General features: G+C 62.5%; 12 protein-coding genes and 1 pseudogene. 6 read left to right on the top strand and 7 right to left on the bottom strand.

Going from position 1 to position 13,575, the window contains the following annotated elements; genetic code table 11:
• The first annotated feature begins 995 nt into the window (after positions 1 to 995).
• From ACMLHG_RS14300 to ACMLHG_RS14325, 6 genes are all read left to right on the top strand, one after another.
• Positions 996 to 1,961: an RluA family pseudouridine synthase gene (locus ACMLHG_RS14300; protein ID WP_295806501.1), complete on the top strand. Its 966-nt coding sequence runs from the start codon at positions 996 to 998 to the stop codon at positions 1,959 to 1,961.
• Positions 1,962 to 2,025: 64 nt separating this feature from the next.
• Complete coding sequence (locus ACMLHG_RS14305; protein ID WP_294437262.1) at positions 2,026 to 2,520, top strand: LA_2272 family surface repeat-containing protein; 495 nt, start codon at positions 2,026 to 2,028, stop codon at positions 2,518 to 2,520.
• Between the two features lie 21 nt (positions 2,521 to 2,541).
• Positions 2,542 to 3,285: a hypothetical protein gene (locus ACMLHG_RS14310; RefSeq protein WP_295806507.1), complete on the top strand. Its 744-nt coding sequence runs from the start codon at positions 2,542 to 2,544 to the stop codon at positions 3,283 to 3,285.
• 74 nt (positions 3,286 to 3,359) lie between these two features.
• Entirely contained in the window at positions 3,360 to 3,641 is a 282-nt protein-coding gene (locus tag ACMLHG_RS14315) for a hypothetical protein (protein ID WP_294437267.1), read from the top strand.
• The gene (locus ACMLHG_RS14320; protein WP_417170929.1) at positions 3,641 to 5,053 is read left to right on the top strand and encodes a DEAD/DEAH box helicase family protein; all 1,413 of its coding nucleotides are present in this window, start codon (positions 3,641 to 3,643) and stop codon (positions 5,051 to 5,053) included. Before ACMLHG_RS14315 ends, ACMLHG_RS14320 begins: the two co-directional genes overlap by 1 nt.
• A complete protein-coding gene (locus ACMLHG_RS14325; protein WP_417170930.1) occupies positions 5,047 to 6,294 on the top strand; it encodes a DUF790 family protein in 1,248 nt (415 codons plus the stop codon). The genes ACMLHG_RS14320 and ACMLHG_RS14325 overlap by 7 nt, the downstream gene beginning before the upstream one ends.
• 44 nt (positions 6,295 to 6,338) lie before the next feature.
• Here ACMLHG_RS14325 and ACMLHG_RS14330 read toward each other — a convergent pair whose 3' ends face one another.
• From ACMLHG_RS14330 to ACMLHG_RS14360, 7 genes and pseudogenes are all read right to left on the bottom strand, one after another.
• Positions 6,339 to 7,823, bottom strand: a complete 1,485-nt coding sequence (locus ACMLHG_RS14330) for a 2-oxoacid:acceptor oxidoreductase family protein (RefSeq protein WP_295806514.1) — start codon at positions 7,821 to 7,823, stop codon at positions 6,339 to 6,341.
• Between the two features lie 2 nt (positions 7,824 to 7,825).
• On the bottom strand, positions 7,826 to 8,884 hold the full coding sequence (gene vorB / locus ACMLHG_RS14335; RefSeq protein ID WP_295806518.1) for a 3-methyl-2-oxobutanoate dehydrogenase subunit VorB: 1,059 nt from the start codon (positions 8,882 to 8,884) through the stop codon (positions 7,826 to 7,828).
• A gap of 6 nt (positions 8,885 to 8,890) precedes the next feature.
• Positions 8,891 to 9,130: a 4Fe-4S dicluster domain-containing protein gene (locus ACMLHG_RS14340; protein ID WP_294437277.1), complete on the bottom strand. Its 240-nt coding sequence runs from the start codon at positions 9,128 to 9,130 to the stop codon at positions 8,891 to 8,893.
• A gap of 78 nt (positions 9,131 to 9,208) precedes the next feature.
• Entirely contained in the window at positions 9,209 to 9,514 is a 306-nt protein-coding gene (locus ACMLHG_RS14345; protein WP_417170931.1) for an AAA family ATPase, read from the bottom strand.
• A 133-nt stretch (positions 9,515 to 9,647) separates the two neighbouring features.
• Positions 9,648 to 10,145: pseudogene (locus tag ACMLHG_RS14350) on the bottom strand (AAA family ATPase); the annotation flags it as partial.
• Between the two features lie 16 nt (positions 10,146 to 10,161).
• Positions 10,162 to 12,411: a U32 family peptidase gene (locus ACMLHG_RS14355; RefSeq protein ID WP_295806523.1), complete on the bottom strand. Its 2,250-nt coding sequence runs from the start codon at positions 12,409 to 12,411 to the stop codon at positions 10,162 to 10,164.
• Positions 12,412 to 12,492: 81 nt separating this feature from the next.
• Complete coding sequence (locus ACMLHG_RS14360; protein WP_417170932.1) at positions 12,493 to 13,521, bottom strand: LacI family DNA-binding transcriptional regulator; 1,029 nt, start codon at positions 13,519 to 13,521, stop codon at positions 12,493 to 12,495.
• Positions 13,522 to 13,575: the final 54 nt, after the last annotated feature.

Genomic DNA, 13,575 nt, shown 5'->3' on the forward strand with positions numbered 1-13,575 from the left:
GAATGATATTCCAATTTTGGTGCAATTGCAACCTATTTGCAACCCCAAACATTAAAATAAGCTCAAAACTAATTCACCCGTATGAATAGGTCATCGGTTCGATTCCGATTATTGGCTCCAGTTTGATCTTATCAGCCAGGCGTTTACACCGTCTGGCCTTTTTTATGCCGAAATTGCGGGAAACCCCATTCGACACTACCGTTTACGCTCAACATAGACATACTGCGGTTGGCCTCGAAAACTGGACAATGTAAGCGGGTGTAAAATGTCCGCTGAATTAGTCGGAAAAAAGATGGCATTTTGATCACGATGTCGTATGGTTCAAATTCAAAAGCTGCGTAGTTAGTAGGACATCGCATGGCGAGTCGGCCATGGTTGAGTTTGTTGGAAAGCATCGGGTTCATCCAAAACAAGTGCGTATGGGAAAGCAGTGATTTTACTTTGAATCAAGGGAGTCAAGTTTGTCAGTTCAGGGCTTGTGGCGGCACTCCAGGCTCATGGCATTGGGATCAGCCTGGAGGGGTGTAGACGGTATTGGGATAATGCCAAAATGGAGCGCTTCTGGGGACGTTGAAATAGAAGGACATCAAAATCAAAGCGTATGTCAACCTGCCGCAGTTGCGCGTCAGAGTGCAGCATTATGTGAACTTTTACAATTCCCGGCGGATTCATTCAGCACTCCAATATCGCATACCGTACGAAGTTTATCTCGGAACTTGCAATCGGCAAGCAACGGGATATAGTAATTCAAAGGCTTTTACACCAAATCTTTCCACAACACGTTGTCCAATTGGAGGAGATGCGCACGGAGCCATTTTTCTGCCTCGATTTCTTCCTGAAACGATCCCTCGGGGGGGGGCGTGTCTGCGGCGACGCTTTGTTCTGCCATTCGTTCCTGCGGGTTGTTTACCCCCTGTCGCGCTTCATTGCAGTTGCAAATCAGAAGGGGCGTGGTACATTATGCGGAAAACATCGCTGCAAGTAAAGAGGTTATTTTGAAACAGCATTTTGATTCTCTGGAACGCCGGGTGATCCGCAGTTCAATCGACTGGTCCGGGGTGGGGCTGGCGCTTGAGCAGTTCCTCGCCGGGCGCTTTACCTACCGTTCGCTGGAAGAGTGGCGCGAACGCATCCGCTCCGGCGAGATTTTGCTCAACGGCACGCTGGTCGAACCGGAGCGCCGCCTTGAACTGCACGACTGTGTCGAGTATTTCCCAGGCGACTTGCCCGAACCGGAGGCCGATCTCCGTTACCGCATCGCATATGAAGATGAAACACTGCTGGTGGTCGACAAATCCGGCAATCTCTGCGTCCACCCCTCCGGACCGTTCTTCCGCCACACGCTCTGGCATCTGCTTTCCTCCCGCTTCGGCCAGATCCATCTGGTGAACCGGCTGGATCGCGAAACCTCCGGACTGTTGCTCGTGGCGAAAAATCCCGCCGCCGCCGCAAAACTCGGCCGCCCGGGCTGGCCGGTGCGCAAAGAATATCTCGCTCTGGTTTTCGGCCGGTTCGAACAAGAGGTTGACGCCGCCGGATTTCTGGTGCCGGATACCGAAAGCGCGGTCCGCAAGAAACGGCGCTTCGTCACCGGCGAACGACCGCCCGCGGGTGCGGTCCACCCGGAATCGGCCCATACTCTCTTCGCTCCGGAACAGACCGGCGGGCGGTTCTCTCTCGTGCGCGCCGTTCCGGTGACCGGACGGCTCCATCAGATCCGTGCCACGCTCTTTTCTCTGGGATTTCCGCTGGTCGGCGACAAGCTCTACGGGCCGGATGAAACGCTCTTTCTCAAGCTGCGCTCCGGAGAACTCTCCGCCGCGGACCGGGAGAAGCTGATCCTGCCGCGGCAGGCGCTCCACTCCACGCTGCTGGAATTCCGCCATCCGGTCTCCGGAGAGATGGTGACCGTCAAATCTCCGATGCCGGAAGAATTTGCGCTTGTAAATGATGCGGGTTGATGTATATTAGTCTCTAATCCCGGTACATTCGGGCAATTTTGAAAAAAAGGGAGGAGTTTCTGAAATGAAAAAAAGCTTGCTGCTGCTGGCCGTGATGGCGCTGAGCGTTTTCAGTGCTGTTGCGGCGGAACCCGCTGCTCCGGCCAAGAGTGCGCCGCAGCCGGCCGTTGCCGAGCCGCCGCGTGACTACGACTGGACCTTCATCGCCTTCTCGTTCGGGAAGGACATCCCTGTCGATGCGGCGACGACCAGCGTCTACGGCGTCAAGATCGGCGTGCCCGCCAGCGGCGGTCCGGCTCCGGTCTACGGCGTGGAAGGTTCCATCCTCTATGCCGGAACCGACGAGGTCAACGGCGTGCAGGCGAGTTTGATCACCACGGACTCGAAGGAGACGACCGGGCTGCAGTTCTCGCTGGTCAACTTCTCGGTCAAGGTCGCCGGACTCCAGCTCGGCATCGTCAACATCGCTGACGACGAGGCGTTCCAGCTCGGTATTGTCAACATCATCCGGAACAGCCCGATGCCCTGCCTGCCCATTGTCAACGCGTTTTTCAAATAGTTCAGAAGAGGAGTTGAATCCATGAAGAAATTTCTGTTGACGGCGGCCGCGCTCTGCGGCGTTGCCCTGATTTCCGGCGCGGCCGAGAAGGCCGCTGCCGCCGCGCCGGCTCCGGCCGAACCGAAGGTCACCGCTCCGGCGAAGTGCGAAGCCGAACAGCTCCGCCCGCTTTCGCAGTGGACTCCGTTCCAGATCGTCTTCTTCCCGGGCGTGCCGAATGCCACGTGGAATTCGAATGTCTTCGGCATCAAGACCGGTCAGCCCGCTTCCGGCGGCATCGGCCGGGTCTTCGGTCTGGAGGCTTCCTGGGTCTACTCCGGCACCGATCACATCAAGGGAATCCAGGCGTGCTGGGTTCACAACCAGAACAAGACCTTCGACGGTCTGCAGGCGTCGTTTGTGAGCAGCCTCAACTTTGAACAGTTCAACGGCATCCAGGCGACGCTGGTCTTCTGCTACGCCGGCGACTACAACGGGTTGCAGGCCAGTCTGGTCAGCATGGCCGGGAACCTCCGCGGCGTGCAGGCGGCGCTCGGGCTGAACATCTCCGGTGACGTCACCGGCTTCCAGGCCGCGGGCGTCAACGTCGTCAACGGCACCTTCACCGGCGTCCAGTGCGGACTCTACAGCCAGGTGGAGAAGTGCAACGGACTCCAGCTCGGACTGGTCAACATCTCCGGCGGCAAGGGGATGCAGTTCGGTCTCATCAACTACATCGAGGACGCCTGGATCCCGGTGCTGCCGATCCTGAACTTCTCGTTCTGATCGCCGCTTGAATCATCACATTGTGCCGGGAGTGTGTGCTCCCGGCTTTTTCCGCAATCACGATGGAGGAAACGATGCCAGAACCGGATGAGGTCGATCCGCAGCTCCGGCTGCTGCTGCAGGAGGTCGAGGCCTCGGGTGTGCCGGATTATCCCGATTACGCCCGGGGGGACAAATGGGGATTGGCTGTCGGATTCGTCATGCTGGTTTTCGGTGTGGTGCTGATTCTGCTCTCCGGACCGCTTGCCGGATTCTGGGAGCGATTCTGGCGTTTCAGCCTCATTCTCCTCGGAGGTGCCGTGGTTGCCGCTCTCCTCGCCTGGGCGGTCGGCGCGTTCCGGCCGCAGAAGTTCTGATGACGACCCTCTCTTTCGACGCCGGAACCCTGACGCTCGACGGGTTTGAGGACGGGGTGCCGGAATCGCTCCGCTCTCTGTTGCGGTACGACGACCGCACCCGCAACTGGCGCGCCCGCGCCTGTGATTACGCTTCGCTGGTCATCGCCATGCAGACCGCCAAGGTGAGCTTCGTTGACCGTGCCCGCGCTTTCTCTCCGCTGGAGGATCTGACGCTGGCGGTGAAGTTGATTCCCCGGCCGCACCAGACCGAGGCGTTCAATGCGTGGCGCGCGGCGATGTACCGCGGCGTCGCCGCGCTTCCGACCGGAAGCGGCAAGACGGTGCTGGCGGTGATGGCCGCCGCCTATCTGCGCCGTCCGGCGCTCTTTCTCGTGCCGACCATCGATCTCCTGGGGCAGTGGTGCGGGGTGCTGGAGCATTTCTTCGGCCGCCGGGTCGGGATGCTCGGCGGCGGCGAACATGACATTCGCGAACTGACGGTCAGCACCTACGACTCCGCCGTGCTCAACATGGAGTTCATCGGCAACCGCTTTGCACTGCTGGTCGCCGATGAGTGCCACCATCTGCCCGGACCGGAAACCCGGCTGGCGGCGGCGATGTCGATCGCTCCCTACCGGCTGGGACTCTCGGCCACGCCGGAACTGCCCGACGACCGGGCCGCCGTACTCGCCGATCTGATCGGTCCGGAGGTGTGCCGGGTCCACATCGACGAGCTCGAAGGCAAGGTGCTCTCGCCCTACGTGATCCACCGGATTGCGGTTGAACTCGATCCGGAAGAGGCGGAGGCCTACGAGCGCAACCGCGCCGTCTACACCGGATTTTTGCGCGCCCATCAGCTCAACTTCAAATTTCATTCCGAATGGGGGCGGTTCCTCGGCCTCTGCGCCCGTCTGCCGGAGGGGCGGCAGGTGTTTCAGGCATTTCTCGAACAGCGGCGGATTGCCCGCGGCGGCGAGGCGAAAATCCGCAAGGTGTGGGAGCTGGTCCAGCTCCACGCCGGGGAGCGAATCATTCTTTTCACCGCCGACAACGACACCGCCTACGAACTTGGCCGCCGCTTCTGCTGGCCGGTCATCACCCACCGCACCCGCCCCGGCGAACGGCGGGATTTTCTGGAGAAGTTCCGGGAGGGAGCCTACACGGTGCTGGTGACGAGCAAGGTGCTCAACGAGGGGGTCGATGTGCCCGCAGTGGCGGTCGGAATCATCCTCTCCGGTTCCGGAAGCGTCCGGGAACATGTCCAGCGGCTCGGCCGCATTCTGCGCCCGGCGCCCGGCAAGGAGCAGGCGGTGCTCTACGAACTGGTCAGTTCCGGCACCGGTGAGGAACGCACCAGCGAACGCCGCCGTGACCATCGCGCCTATCGCGGGCACGATGAGGAAGGGGAGGGGGAACTGGTGCCATGCTGACGAAAGAGCTGTTGAAATTCCGGCGGAGGGGCGGTTTTCAACCCGCCTTCATCGATGCCGCCGACCCTGCACTGCTCCGGCTGGCGGGGGAGCTGCTCGAAATTTACCGCGGGGCCCGGGAGGCGCGCATGACCCGCGGGGAGCTGGAGGAGCTGACGGAGGCACTGATCCGGCAGGCGCCGGACCGGGTGCTGGCCGCCGGGCTGAACAAGCTCGCGCTCGATCACTGCTCGTTCGACCCGGTGCGGGAAATCGATTATCCGGCCCGCCGGGCTGAACTCTTCGCCTTCGCGGCGAAACAGCTCACCCGTTGCGGCGGCGACATCGGCCGTTATCGAGAACTTCTGGCGGAACTGCCCGGAGCTGTGGAGTTCATGACCGGCGACATCTACGGCGATCTGCCGGACCATGAGCGGGTCACCGGATTCCGGGAGCTCTACCCCGCCGGACTGCTGCAACGCTACAACATCGCGCTGGTGCAGGGGTTGCTCGTCTATGCGGAATCGATCGCGGCGACAGCGGCGGATTCGGAACCGGCGGAGCTGCGGCGGCTCTTCAAATATCTGAAGTTCTTCCGATTGCTGGCGGAGGTGAAGCGCCTGCCTCGTCCGCGCGGCGGAAAAAGCGCGGTTTCTCTGTCGATCAGCGGACCCTATTCGCTCTTTGCCAACACCCGCAAATATGCGCTTCAGCTGGCGGCGTTTTTCCCGGCGCTGGTCAATCTGGAGGAGTGGTCGATCCGGGTGAAGGTGAAAATGGGGACGAAACGGGGGGAACTCAAACTGGATCAGTCCGCGGGGCTGGTTTCGCACTACCGGAACTTCTCCAGCTATGTGCCGGAGGAGATCCGGATGTTCCACGCGCTTTTCCGCAAAGAGGTGACGAGCTGGAAGATCGTCGGCGAATCCCCCTTCATCGACGGCGGCAATCAGGAGCTGGTCTTTCCCGATCTGAGTTTTCGCCGCGTCGCCGACGGGCTGGAGCTCCACCTGGAACTCTTTCACCGCTGGCACCGCGGCCAGCTGGAACGGCGGCTTGAACTGCTCGACCGGCGGCCGGAACTGCCGTTGCTGCTCGGCATCGACCGTGCACTCGCCGATGACGACGGATTCGCCGCCCTCTGCGGGAAACATCCCGCTCTTGCCGGGCGGCTCTACCGGTTCCGGGACTTCCCCGGCGTCGACCGCACGGTGAAGATGCTCGACTCTTTTGCCGAAAAAATTGCTCCCGGTGCGCGCTGAAACCCCGTTCGAAACGCACACCGGGAGTTGACTGCGGCAGGAAATTATCCCTGGCGCGTGATGCGCCGGGCGTTTTCCTTGCCGATGTAGAACGCCTTGATGTTGTTCTGGATCACCGTCTCCTTCTCGCGGAAACACTCCATGATCGCCTCTTCGAAGACCCGGTCGAAATCCACTTTATCCTCTTCATCGAGGTAGAGATCGTCCATCATCACGGCGATGGCGCCGAGCAGTACCGAATTGGCGTACTTGAGATCGCCGAGCTGCGTGGCGAGGTCGGAGGCCGGCAGGGTGTAGATGACCCGTTCCTCCCCCGGATCCTCCGGACAGCGGGCGTTGGATTCGTCGTAGAGCAGAATGCCGTTCTTTTTGAGCGTCGGCAGGTACTTCTCCAGCGCGGGCTGATTGAGCGCCACCAGAAGGTTGCAGTCCTTGTCCACCAGCGGCGAACCGATCGGATGCCGGCTGATCACGACCGCGCAGTTGGCGGTGCCGCCGCGCATTTCCGGCCCGTAGCTCGGCAGCCACGAGACGTTGAAGTTGCGCAGTTTGCCCATTGTCGCAAGCATGTAGCCGAGCGAGAGCACCCCCTGACCGCCGGAGCCGGCCAGCTTCACCCGCCGTTCGGTCGTGAAGATGCGCGATGGATTGCGGAAGGATTCGCTCACGCCGTCGGAGACTTTGACCGGATAGAGCAGTTCCCGCACCTGTTTCACGTCGAAGATCTTTTCCGGACGCACCAGCGGGTCGCGGCTGTCCGCGATGTCCTTGTAGACGCCGAGCGGGAAGTAGCGGCTCATCTGGTTGTCGAGGAATTCATTCATCTCTTTGGCGTGCATCTTGAGGTTCACCGGGCAGCCGCTGAGACACTCCACCAGCGAGAACCCTTTGCGCTCGATGCTGTTGGAGATCGCCTTGCGTACCGCGAGGCGCGCCTTGCGGATCTGCTGAACCGTGCTCAGCGCGACCCGCTCCACATAGACCGGTGCATCGAGCGCGGCGACCGTTTCGGAGACCTTGAGAGGATATCCCTCGCTGGAGACGCTGCGCCCGTAAGGAGAGGTCTGCGTCTTCTGCCCCGGAAGTGTGGTCGGCGCCATCTGCCCGCCGGTCATGCCGTAGATCGCGTTGTTGACGAAGAAGACCGCGAGGTTCTCCCCCCGGTTCGCCGCCTGGATGATCTGGTTGAAGCCGATGCTGGCGAGGTCACCGTCGCCCTGATAGGAGAGGACGATGTTCTCGGGATTGGCGCGGGAAAGTCCCGTTCCGACCGCCGGCGCGCGTCCGTGCGGCACCGAGATGCCGAAGCAGTCGAAATAGTAGTAGCTGAACACGGCGCACCCGACCGGAGCGATCAGGATGGTCTTGTCCTTGATGCCGAAGTCTTCAATCGCTTCGGCGATGAGTTTGTGCAGAATGCCGTGGCCGCAGCCGGGGCAGTAGTGCATGTTGGTCTTGATCGGGCCGGGACGGCGCTCGAAACTGGGAAAGAACCCTTTGCTGCGGGTGTAAAGAACTTTGTCGGCCATGATTACTTCTCCTCCGCCGAAATCAGCTTGATTGTGCGTTCGACGATCTCTCCGGTGCCGGGGATGTTGCCGCCCATCCGGTTGATGAGATGGACCGGGCGGTCGCAGTTGATCGCAAGTTTCACATCGTCGATCATCTGGCCGCAGCTCATCTCCACCGCGATCAGCTGCTTCGCCCGCAGGCGGCGCAGTTCGTCAACCGGGAAGGGGAAGAGGGTGATCGGGCGCAGCAGTCCGGCCCGGATGCCGCGCTCCCGCAACTCATCCACCGCGGTTCGCGCCAGCCGCCCGGAGATACCGTAGCCGACCAGCAGGACATCGGCGTCTTCGGCCTGATAGAGTTCACAGCGCTGTTCCGCCGCTTCGATCCGGCGGTATTTCTCCTGCAGACGCAGGTTGAGCGCCTCCAGATCGTCGGTTTCGAGGTAGATCGAACTGATCATGTTCGTGCGCGGCCGCGAGACGTCGAGCGCCCACTCCGGCACCTCCCGGCGGGGGAGGGGCTCCGGCAGAGTCACCGTCTCCATCGTCTGGCCGATCACGCCGTCGGTCAGCATGTAGACGACGATGCGGTATTTCTCCGCGAGGTCGAAGGCGGTGAAGGCGAGGTCGCACATCTCCTGCGCCGACGCGGGAGCCAGCACGATGCAGCGGTAACTGCCGTGGCCGCCGCCCTTGACCACCTGGTTGTAGTCGGCCTGTTCCGGGGCGATGTTGCCGAGGCCCGGACCGCCGCGGGTGATGTCGACCACCAGTGCGGGCAGTTCACAGCCGGAGAGGTAGCTGATCCCCTCCTGTTTGAGGCTGATGCCCAGTCCGGAGCTGGCGGTCATCGCGCGGCGGCCGTTGGCGGCGGCGCCCATGACCATGTTGATCGCGGCGATTTCGCATTCAGCCTGCAGAAATGTCCGGCCGAGTTTCGGGAAACAGCGCGCGGCAGTGTGGGCGATCTCGCTCGCCGGCGTGATCGGATAACCGAAGTAGCATTCACAGCCCGCCAGCAGGGCGCCGTAGACGACCGCCTCATTGCCTTTGAGCAGCATGCGGTTGGTGTATTCCATGATGAATTACTCTCCTTCCGGGGTGTGTTCGATGATGGTCAGCGCGCCGGGTTCGGGGCAGGTGTAGAAACAGCCGCCGCAACCGATGCAGGCGTTTCCGGTGAGTTCCACCGCCGGAAATCCCAGTTTGTTGAGGTGGACCCCCATTCGGAGCACCCCGCGCGGACAGGCGATGACGCACCGTTCGCACCCTTTGCATTCGTCGAAGGCGATCACCACCTTGAACGATTTGTTGTTCTTTGCCATGGTTCCTCCTTATCCTCCGGGATTCCGCCGGGTGCGCCGCGTCAGGGGCGGCGGTTGCTGCCGGGTGGAATCCGCGATTTACCTTGGAATTTTTATTTTTCCCAGAATCTCTTCAACAATCTCCGCCGTGGTCACTCCGGAATAGCGGCTGCGCGACTCCAGCACCAGCCGGTGCGGCAGAACGACCCGGGCGAGGTCGCGCACCTCGTCCGGCAGCACGTAGTCCCGCCCCGCCAGCAGAGCCGCGGTCCGGGCGGTTTCGGCCAGCACCAGCGCCGCGCGCGGCGACGCTCCGAGCGCCAGACGCGGTTCCCCCCCGGGTGGCGCGGACCAGTTCGAGCAGATAGCTTGATACGCTCGACTCCATGCCGATTGCGGCGGCACGGTGCCGCAGTTCCAGAATCTCTTCGCCGCTGATGACCGGCGTCAGTCGTGTGGCGGGATCTCCGCCGCGCCGGTCGGCCAGCATTTCCGCCTCCGCTTCTTCCGAAGGGTAGCCGAGGCTGAGGCGCATGGCGAAACGGTCGAGCTGAGCTTCCGGCAGCGGATAGGTCCCCTGAAATTCAATCGGATTCTGCGTGGCGATCACCATGAAGGGCGCTTCCAGCTCGCGGCTGACGCCGCCGATGGAGACCTGGTGCTCGCACATGCATTCGAGCAGTGCGGACTGCGTGCGCGGCGACGCGCGGTTGATCTCGTCGGCCAGCAGAATGTTGGTGAAAACCGGTCCCGGCCGGAACTGAAACGACCCTTCGCGCGGATTGTAGATGTTCGTGCCGATGATGTCCGCCGGGAGCAGGTCGGGGGTGAACTGAATCCGGCTGAACCGGGCGTCCACCAGCCGGGCGAGCGCCTTGGCCAGCGTGGTCTTGCCGACGCCGGGAACGTCATCGAGCAGGATGTTGCCGCCGGAGACAAACGCGATGAGCAGATTGTGGATCACTTCCGATTTGCCGCGGATGATGCGGTTGAGTTCGGCTTCCACCTGCCGGATTTTTTCGATGCCGGATTCCATACGATTCTCCTTCTGCCTACAGCCAGCCGGTTTCGCTGTCGAAATTGAATGTGCCGGTCTCCGGGAAGTTCCAGTGGGCGTTGGTCAGATCGTAGTAGTCGTAAACGCCCGGCAGCCGGGGAATCGAGTGCACCTTCCGCGGATAGAGCCGGGTCAGGCCGTCGCGCCGGTCGAAGCGGACCGAAAATTCGTTGCCGCGCCCGTCCCGGAAATCCCCTGTCGCCGGAATCGCCGCCCGGCTGATCAGCAGCACAGGCCGCCCGAAGCGGTAGAGCTCCACCGGCAGCGGCGAATGATCCCGGAGCTGTTCCACCGAACTCTTTTCCAGCTCGATGTGCGCCATTACCCGGGTGACGCCGAAGCGGGCAAGCTCCACCGCCGCCATCGAGTTGCACACCGGCAGCGGCGTCGAGGCGATGATCTCCTCCGCTTCGATGCCGTCGAGGAGCGCGAGTCCGTAAAGCGACGTGACCCGGAACCGCCGGATGCCGGCTTCGGCCGCCGCCTTGATTGCGCGCCGCACGGCGGGGAGTTTCGATTCCGGGCAGAACTCCGGCAGAATCACCTCGTTGGTGAGTTTGTTGAAATCGAAGAGCCGGTCGGCCCGGATTGCACGGCGGTTGCCCGGCTCGGCGCCGTTCGGCTTCATGGCGACGGTTTCCTGCAGCTTGGCCGGCAGGGTGCATCCGGAGAGCGCGGTGTACTGCCGCCGGAACTTCTCCAGCCCGACCGCGGACTCCCGGAAGACCGCTTCCGGCTTGAGGGTTTCGCGAATCGTCTCCCAGAACTCCCGCCGCAACGCCTTGAGCCGGCTTGCCGGCAGAAAATATTTCCCCGAAATCGAAGCGGTGAATTCCCCCAGCCGGAAGACGGGGGAGTCGCTGGCGGCGAACTCCTCCTCGAGAATTTCCGCCGTGACCGGCCGGCCGGTCGCCGGGGCGAGATCCAGCATACGGGTAAAACGTTCCGCCGGGGCGTTGAGCACCTCGACGGCGATCTCCTGCGCGGTGAGCGTAACGCTCAGATTCAGCGCGGTCCGCCGGGGCGGCAGTGCCGCCAGCCGGGCGGAAACGTCGGGGAAACTTTCGCCGATCTTGAACACAAGCCCGCGTTCCGGCACCGGTTTGTCACAGCAGACGAACAGGGTCTGGCCGGGGAGGGCGCGCCGTTCCGGCCGCCCTTCGACATAGATCCGGGTGAGCGTGAGGGCGGGGCCTTCGTCGCCGGACTGCGGCTGTACCCGGACCCGGTCGCCGAGATGGAGCCGTTTGCCGGTGGTGAAGGCGAAACCGTTTTCCCGGAGTTCGCTCACGGTGCCGCAGAGCAGCCCGGCCGCGCCGAGCGCGTTGTGCTGGATCAGCGTCCGGCCGGATTCCGGCTCGAGAAAGCCGTGCGACCACTTCCGGCCGCATCCGCGGCTCAGAAGGTTGCGCGCTTCGCCGAGCAGTTTCGGGAACTCCTCCGGCGGAGCGTCGAGCAGCATCCGGTAGGCGCTCACCGTCTGGCGGACATAGTCCGGCTGACGGAGCCGCCCCTCGATTTTCAGCGAGGCGATTCCCATCTCGCGCAACTGCGGCAGAAGGTCGATCGTGCAGAGGTCCTGCGGCGAAAAGAAGAAGCCGTTGCCCGCCTTGCTGAAGTAGCGGCGGCGGCAGGGCTGTTTGCATTTGCCGCGGTTGCCGCTGTAGCCGCCGAGGTAGGAGGAGAAGAGACACTGCCCGGAAAGCGAAGCGCAGAGCGCCCCGTGAATGAACACTTCCAGCTCCAGATCGGTGGAGGCTTTGACCGCCGCGATTTCGTCGAGCGTCATCTGCCGCTCGAGCACCACCCGGGTGACGCCGAGTTCGCGGGCGATCTGCAACCCGGCCGAGTTGTGGAACCCCATCTGGGTGGAGGCGTGCAGCGTGAGTTTCGGGAAGCACTCCCGCGCCATCCGCAGCAGCCCGAGATCCTGAACGAGCAGAGCGTCCGGGGCGAGCTCTTCGAGTTCGGCGAGGTATTCGGCGACTTCAGTTAATTCGCACTCCTTGACGAGCGTGTTGAGCGTCACATAGACCTTGCGGCCGAGTTTGTGCGCGTAATCGATGACGCGCGCCATCGAGTCGGGATTGAAATTTTCGCCGCGTTCGCGGGCGTTGAATTTGGAGAGACCGGCGTAGATCGCATCGGCTCCGGCATCGAAAGCCGCCAGGGCGCAGGCCGGACTTCCGGCCGGGGCGAGCAGCTCCGGCGTCGAAAGTGGTGCGCTGTTCTTCTGTTTGGTCATGAATGGTTCCATCGAAAGTTACAATATGAAATTACACTATAAAATAAATCCGGGAAAATTCAACCCTTTTTTTCGGATATCTTAACTTTCCCGCAGGATTTTTCCCGTTTCCGGGGGCAATTCGTCTCCCGGAACAAGTTCCGGCGTGGCGATGACCGCGACATTGTCGGCGCGCCCCGCCGCTCCGGAAATCCGTCTCCGGAGCTCCTCCAGCGCCAGTTCCGCCAGCATCCGGGCCCCAAGATCGATCGAGGCCGGGCGCGGGTAGAGTCCGGCAAGGTACTCCGGCGTGTAGTTGCAGGAGATGATCCGCGGCCAGCGCTCCGGCCGCAGACGGCAGAGCGTCCGGTGGAGCAGGGCGGTCAGGCGCTCCTCCGGCGAGAAGATGCCGTCCGGGAACGGCTCCGCTGCCGCGAGTGCCGCGTGAAGAGTCTGTTCCAGCTCGTCGGGGGAACACAATTCGAACTCCCGGGGCGGGTGAAGATCGATTCGACCGCATTCGCGTTCCTGAGCGAAGAATTCGAAACGGAACCCTTCAATCCGCGATGCAAAGCCCGGATTGATGCTCGGCGCGGTCAGCGTCACCGCGTTCCGGCACCCGGCGTCGATCAGGTACCGGGCGGCGATCCGCCCGGCAAACTCGTTCCCCATCAGCACCGAATGGCCGCCCTCCCGGAGCTGATGGCTGTTGAGCCAGACGTGGGGAATCCGGCTCAGCACTTCGGCCAGCTCCGGGGAGCCGCCGCCGTGCCCGGCGAGAATCAGTCCGGCAAGCTCTCCGTGCAGATGGCGGCTCTCCAGTTCGAGCGGAAGAATCCCAGCCGGAAGCAACTGCAGATTCCAGCGGTGCGGCAGCCGCTCCACCAGCGCCGCCAGTTTGTTGACGATCACCCGCGGATCCCCTTCTGAACCGGGGAGCAGCAGCATGCCGATTGTTTCGCCGCGCGGCCGGCCGGTGCGGGTGCGCCGCGGACCGCCGGTCCGTTTCAGCTCCGCGAGGATCTTCTCCCGCTTTTCCGGCGCCACCCCGCCGGAGCCGTTGACCACCCGTGACACCGTCGCCGGGGACACCCCGGCCGCCGCCGCAATCTCTCTGACTGTTCTGCCCATGCCGCCTCCTGTCTTTGTGGTAATATAGAACTGTGTCAGAAAATTTCCACGCTT

The sequence above is a fragment of the Victivallis sp. genome (assembly GCF_048170485.1).
GTDB lineage: Bacteria > Verrucomicrobiota > Lentisphaeria > Victivallales > Victivallaceae > Victivallis.

Coding starts and splice junctions, on each gene's coding strand:
- ACMLHG_RS14305 (WP_294437262.1), top strand. CDS start 2,026: ATGAAAAAAAGCTTGCTGCTGCTGGCCGTGATGGCGCTGAGCGTTTTC.
- ACMLHG_RS14310 (WP_295806507.1), top strand. CDS start 2,542: ATGAAGAAATTTCTGTTGACGGCGGCCGCGCTCTGCGGCGTTGCCCTG.
- ACMLHG_RS14315 (WP_294437267.1), top strand. CDS start 3,360: ATGCCAGAACCGGATGAGGTCGATCCGCAGCTCCGGCTGCTGCTGCAG.
- ACMLHG_RS14320 (WP_417170929.1), top strand. CDS start 3,641: ATGACGACCCTCTCTTTCGACGCCGGAACCCTGACGCTCGACGGGTTT.
- ACMLHG_RS14325 (WP_417170930.1), top strand. CDS start 5,047: ATGCTGACGAAAGAGCTGTTGAAATTCCGGCGGAGGGGCGGTTTTCAA.
- ACMLHG_RS14330 (WP_295806514.1), bottom strand. CDS start 7,823: ATGGCCGACAAAGTTCTTTACACCCGCAGCAAAGGGTTCTTTCCCAGT.
- vorB (WP_295806518.1), bottom strand. CDS start 8,884: ATGGAATACACCAACCGCATGCTGCTCAAAGGCAATGAGGCGGTCGTC.
- ACMLHG_RS14340 (WP_294437277.1), bottom strand. CDS start 9,130: ATGGCAAAGAACAACAAATCGTTCAAGGTGGTGATCGCCTTCGACGAA.
- ACMLHG_RS14355 (WP_295806523.1), bottom strand. CDS start 12,411: ATGACCAAACAGAAGAACAGCGCACCACTTTCGACGCCGGAGCTGCTC.
- ACMLHG_RS14360 (WP_417170932.1), bottom strand. CDS start 13,521: ATGGGCAGAACAGTCAGAGAGATTGCGGCGGCGGCCGGGGTGTCCCCG.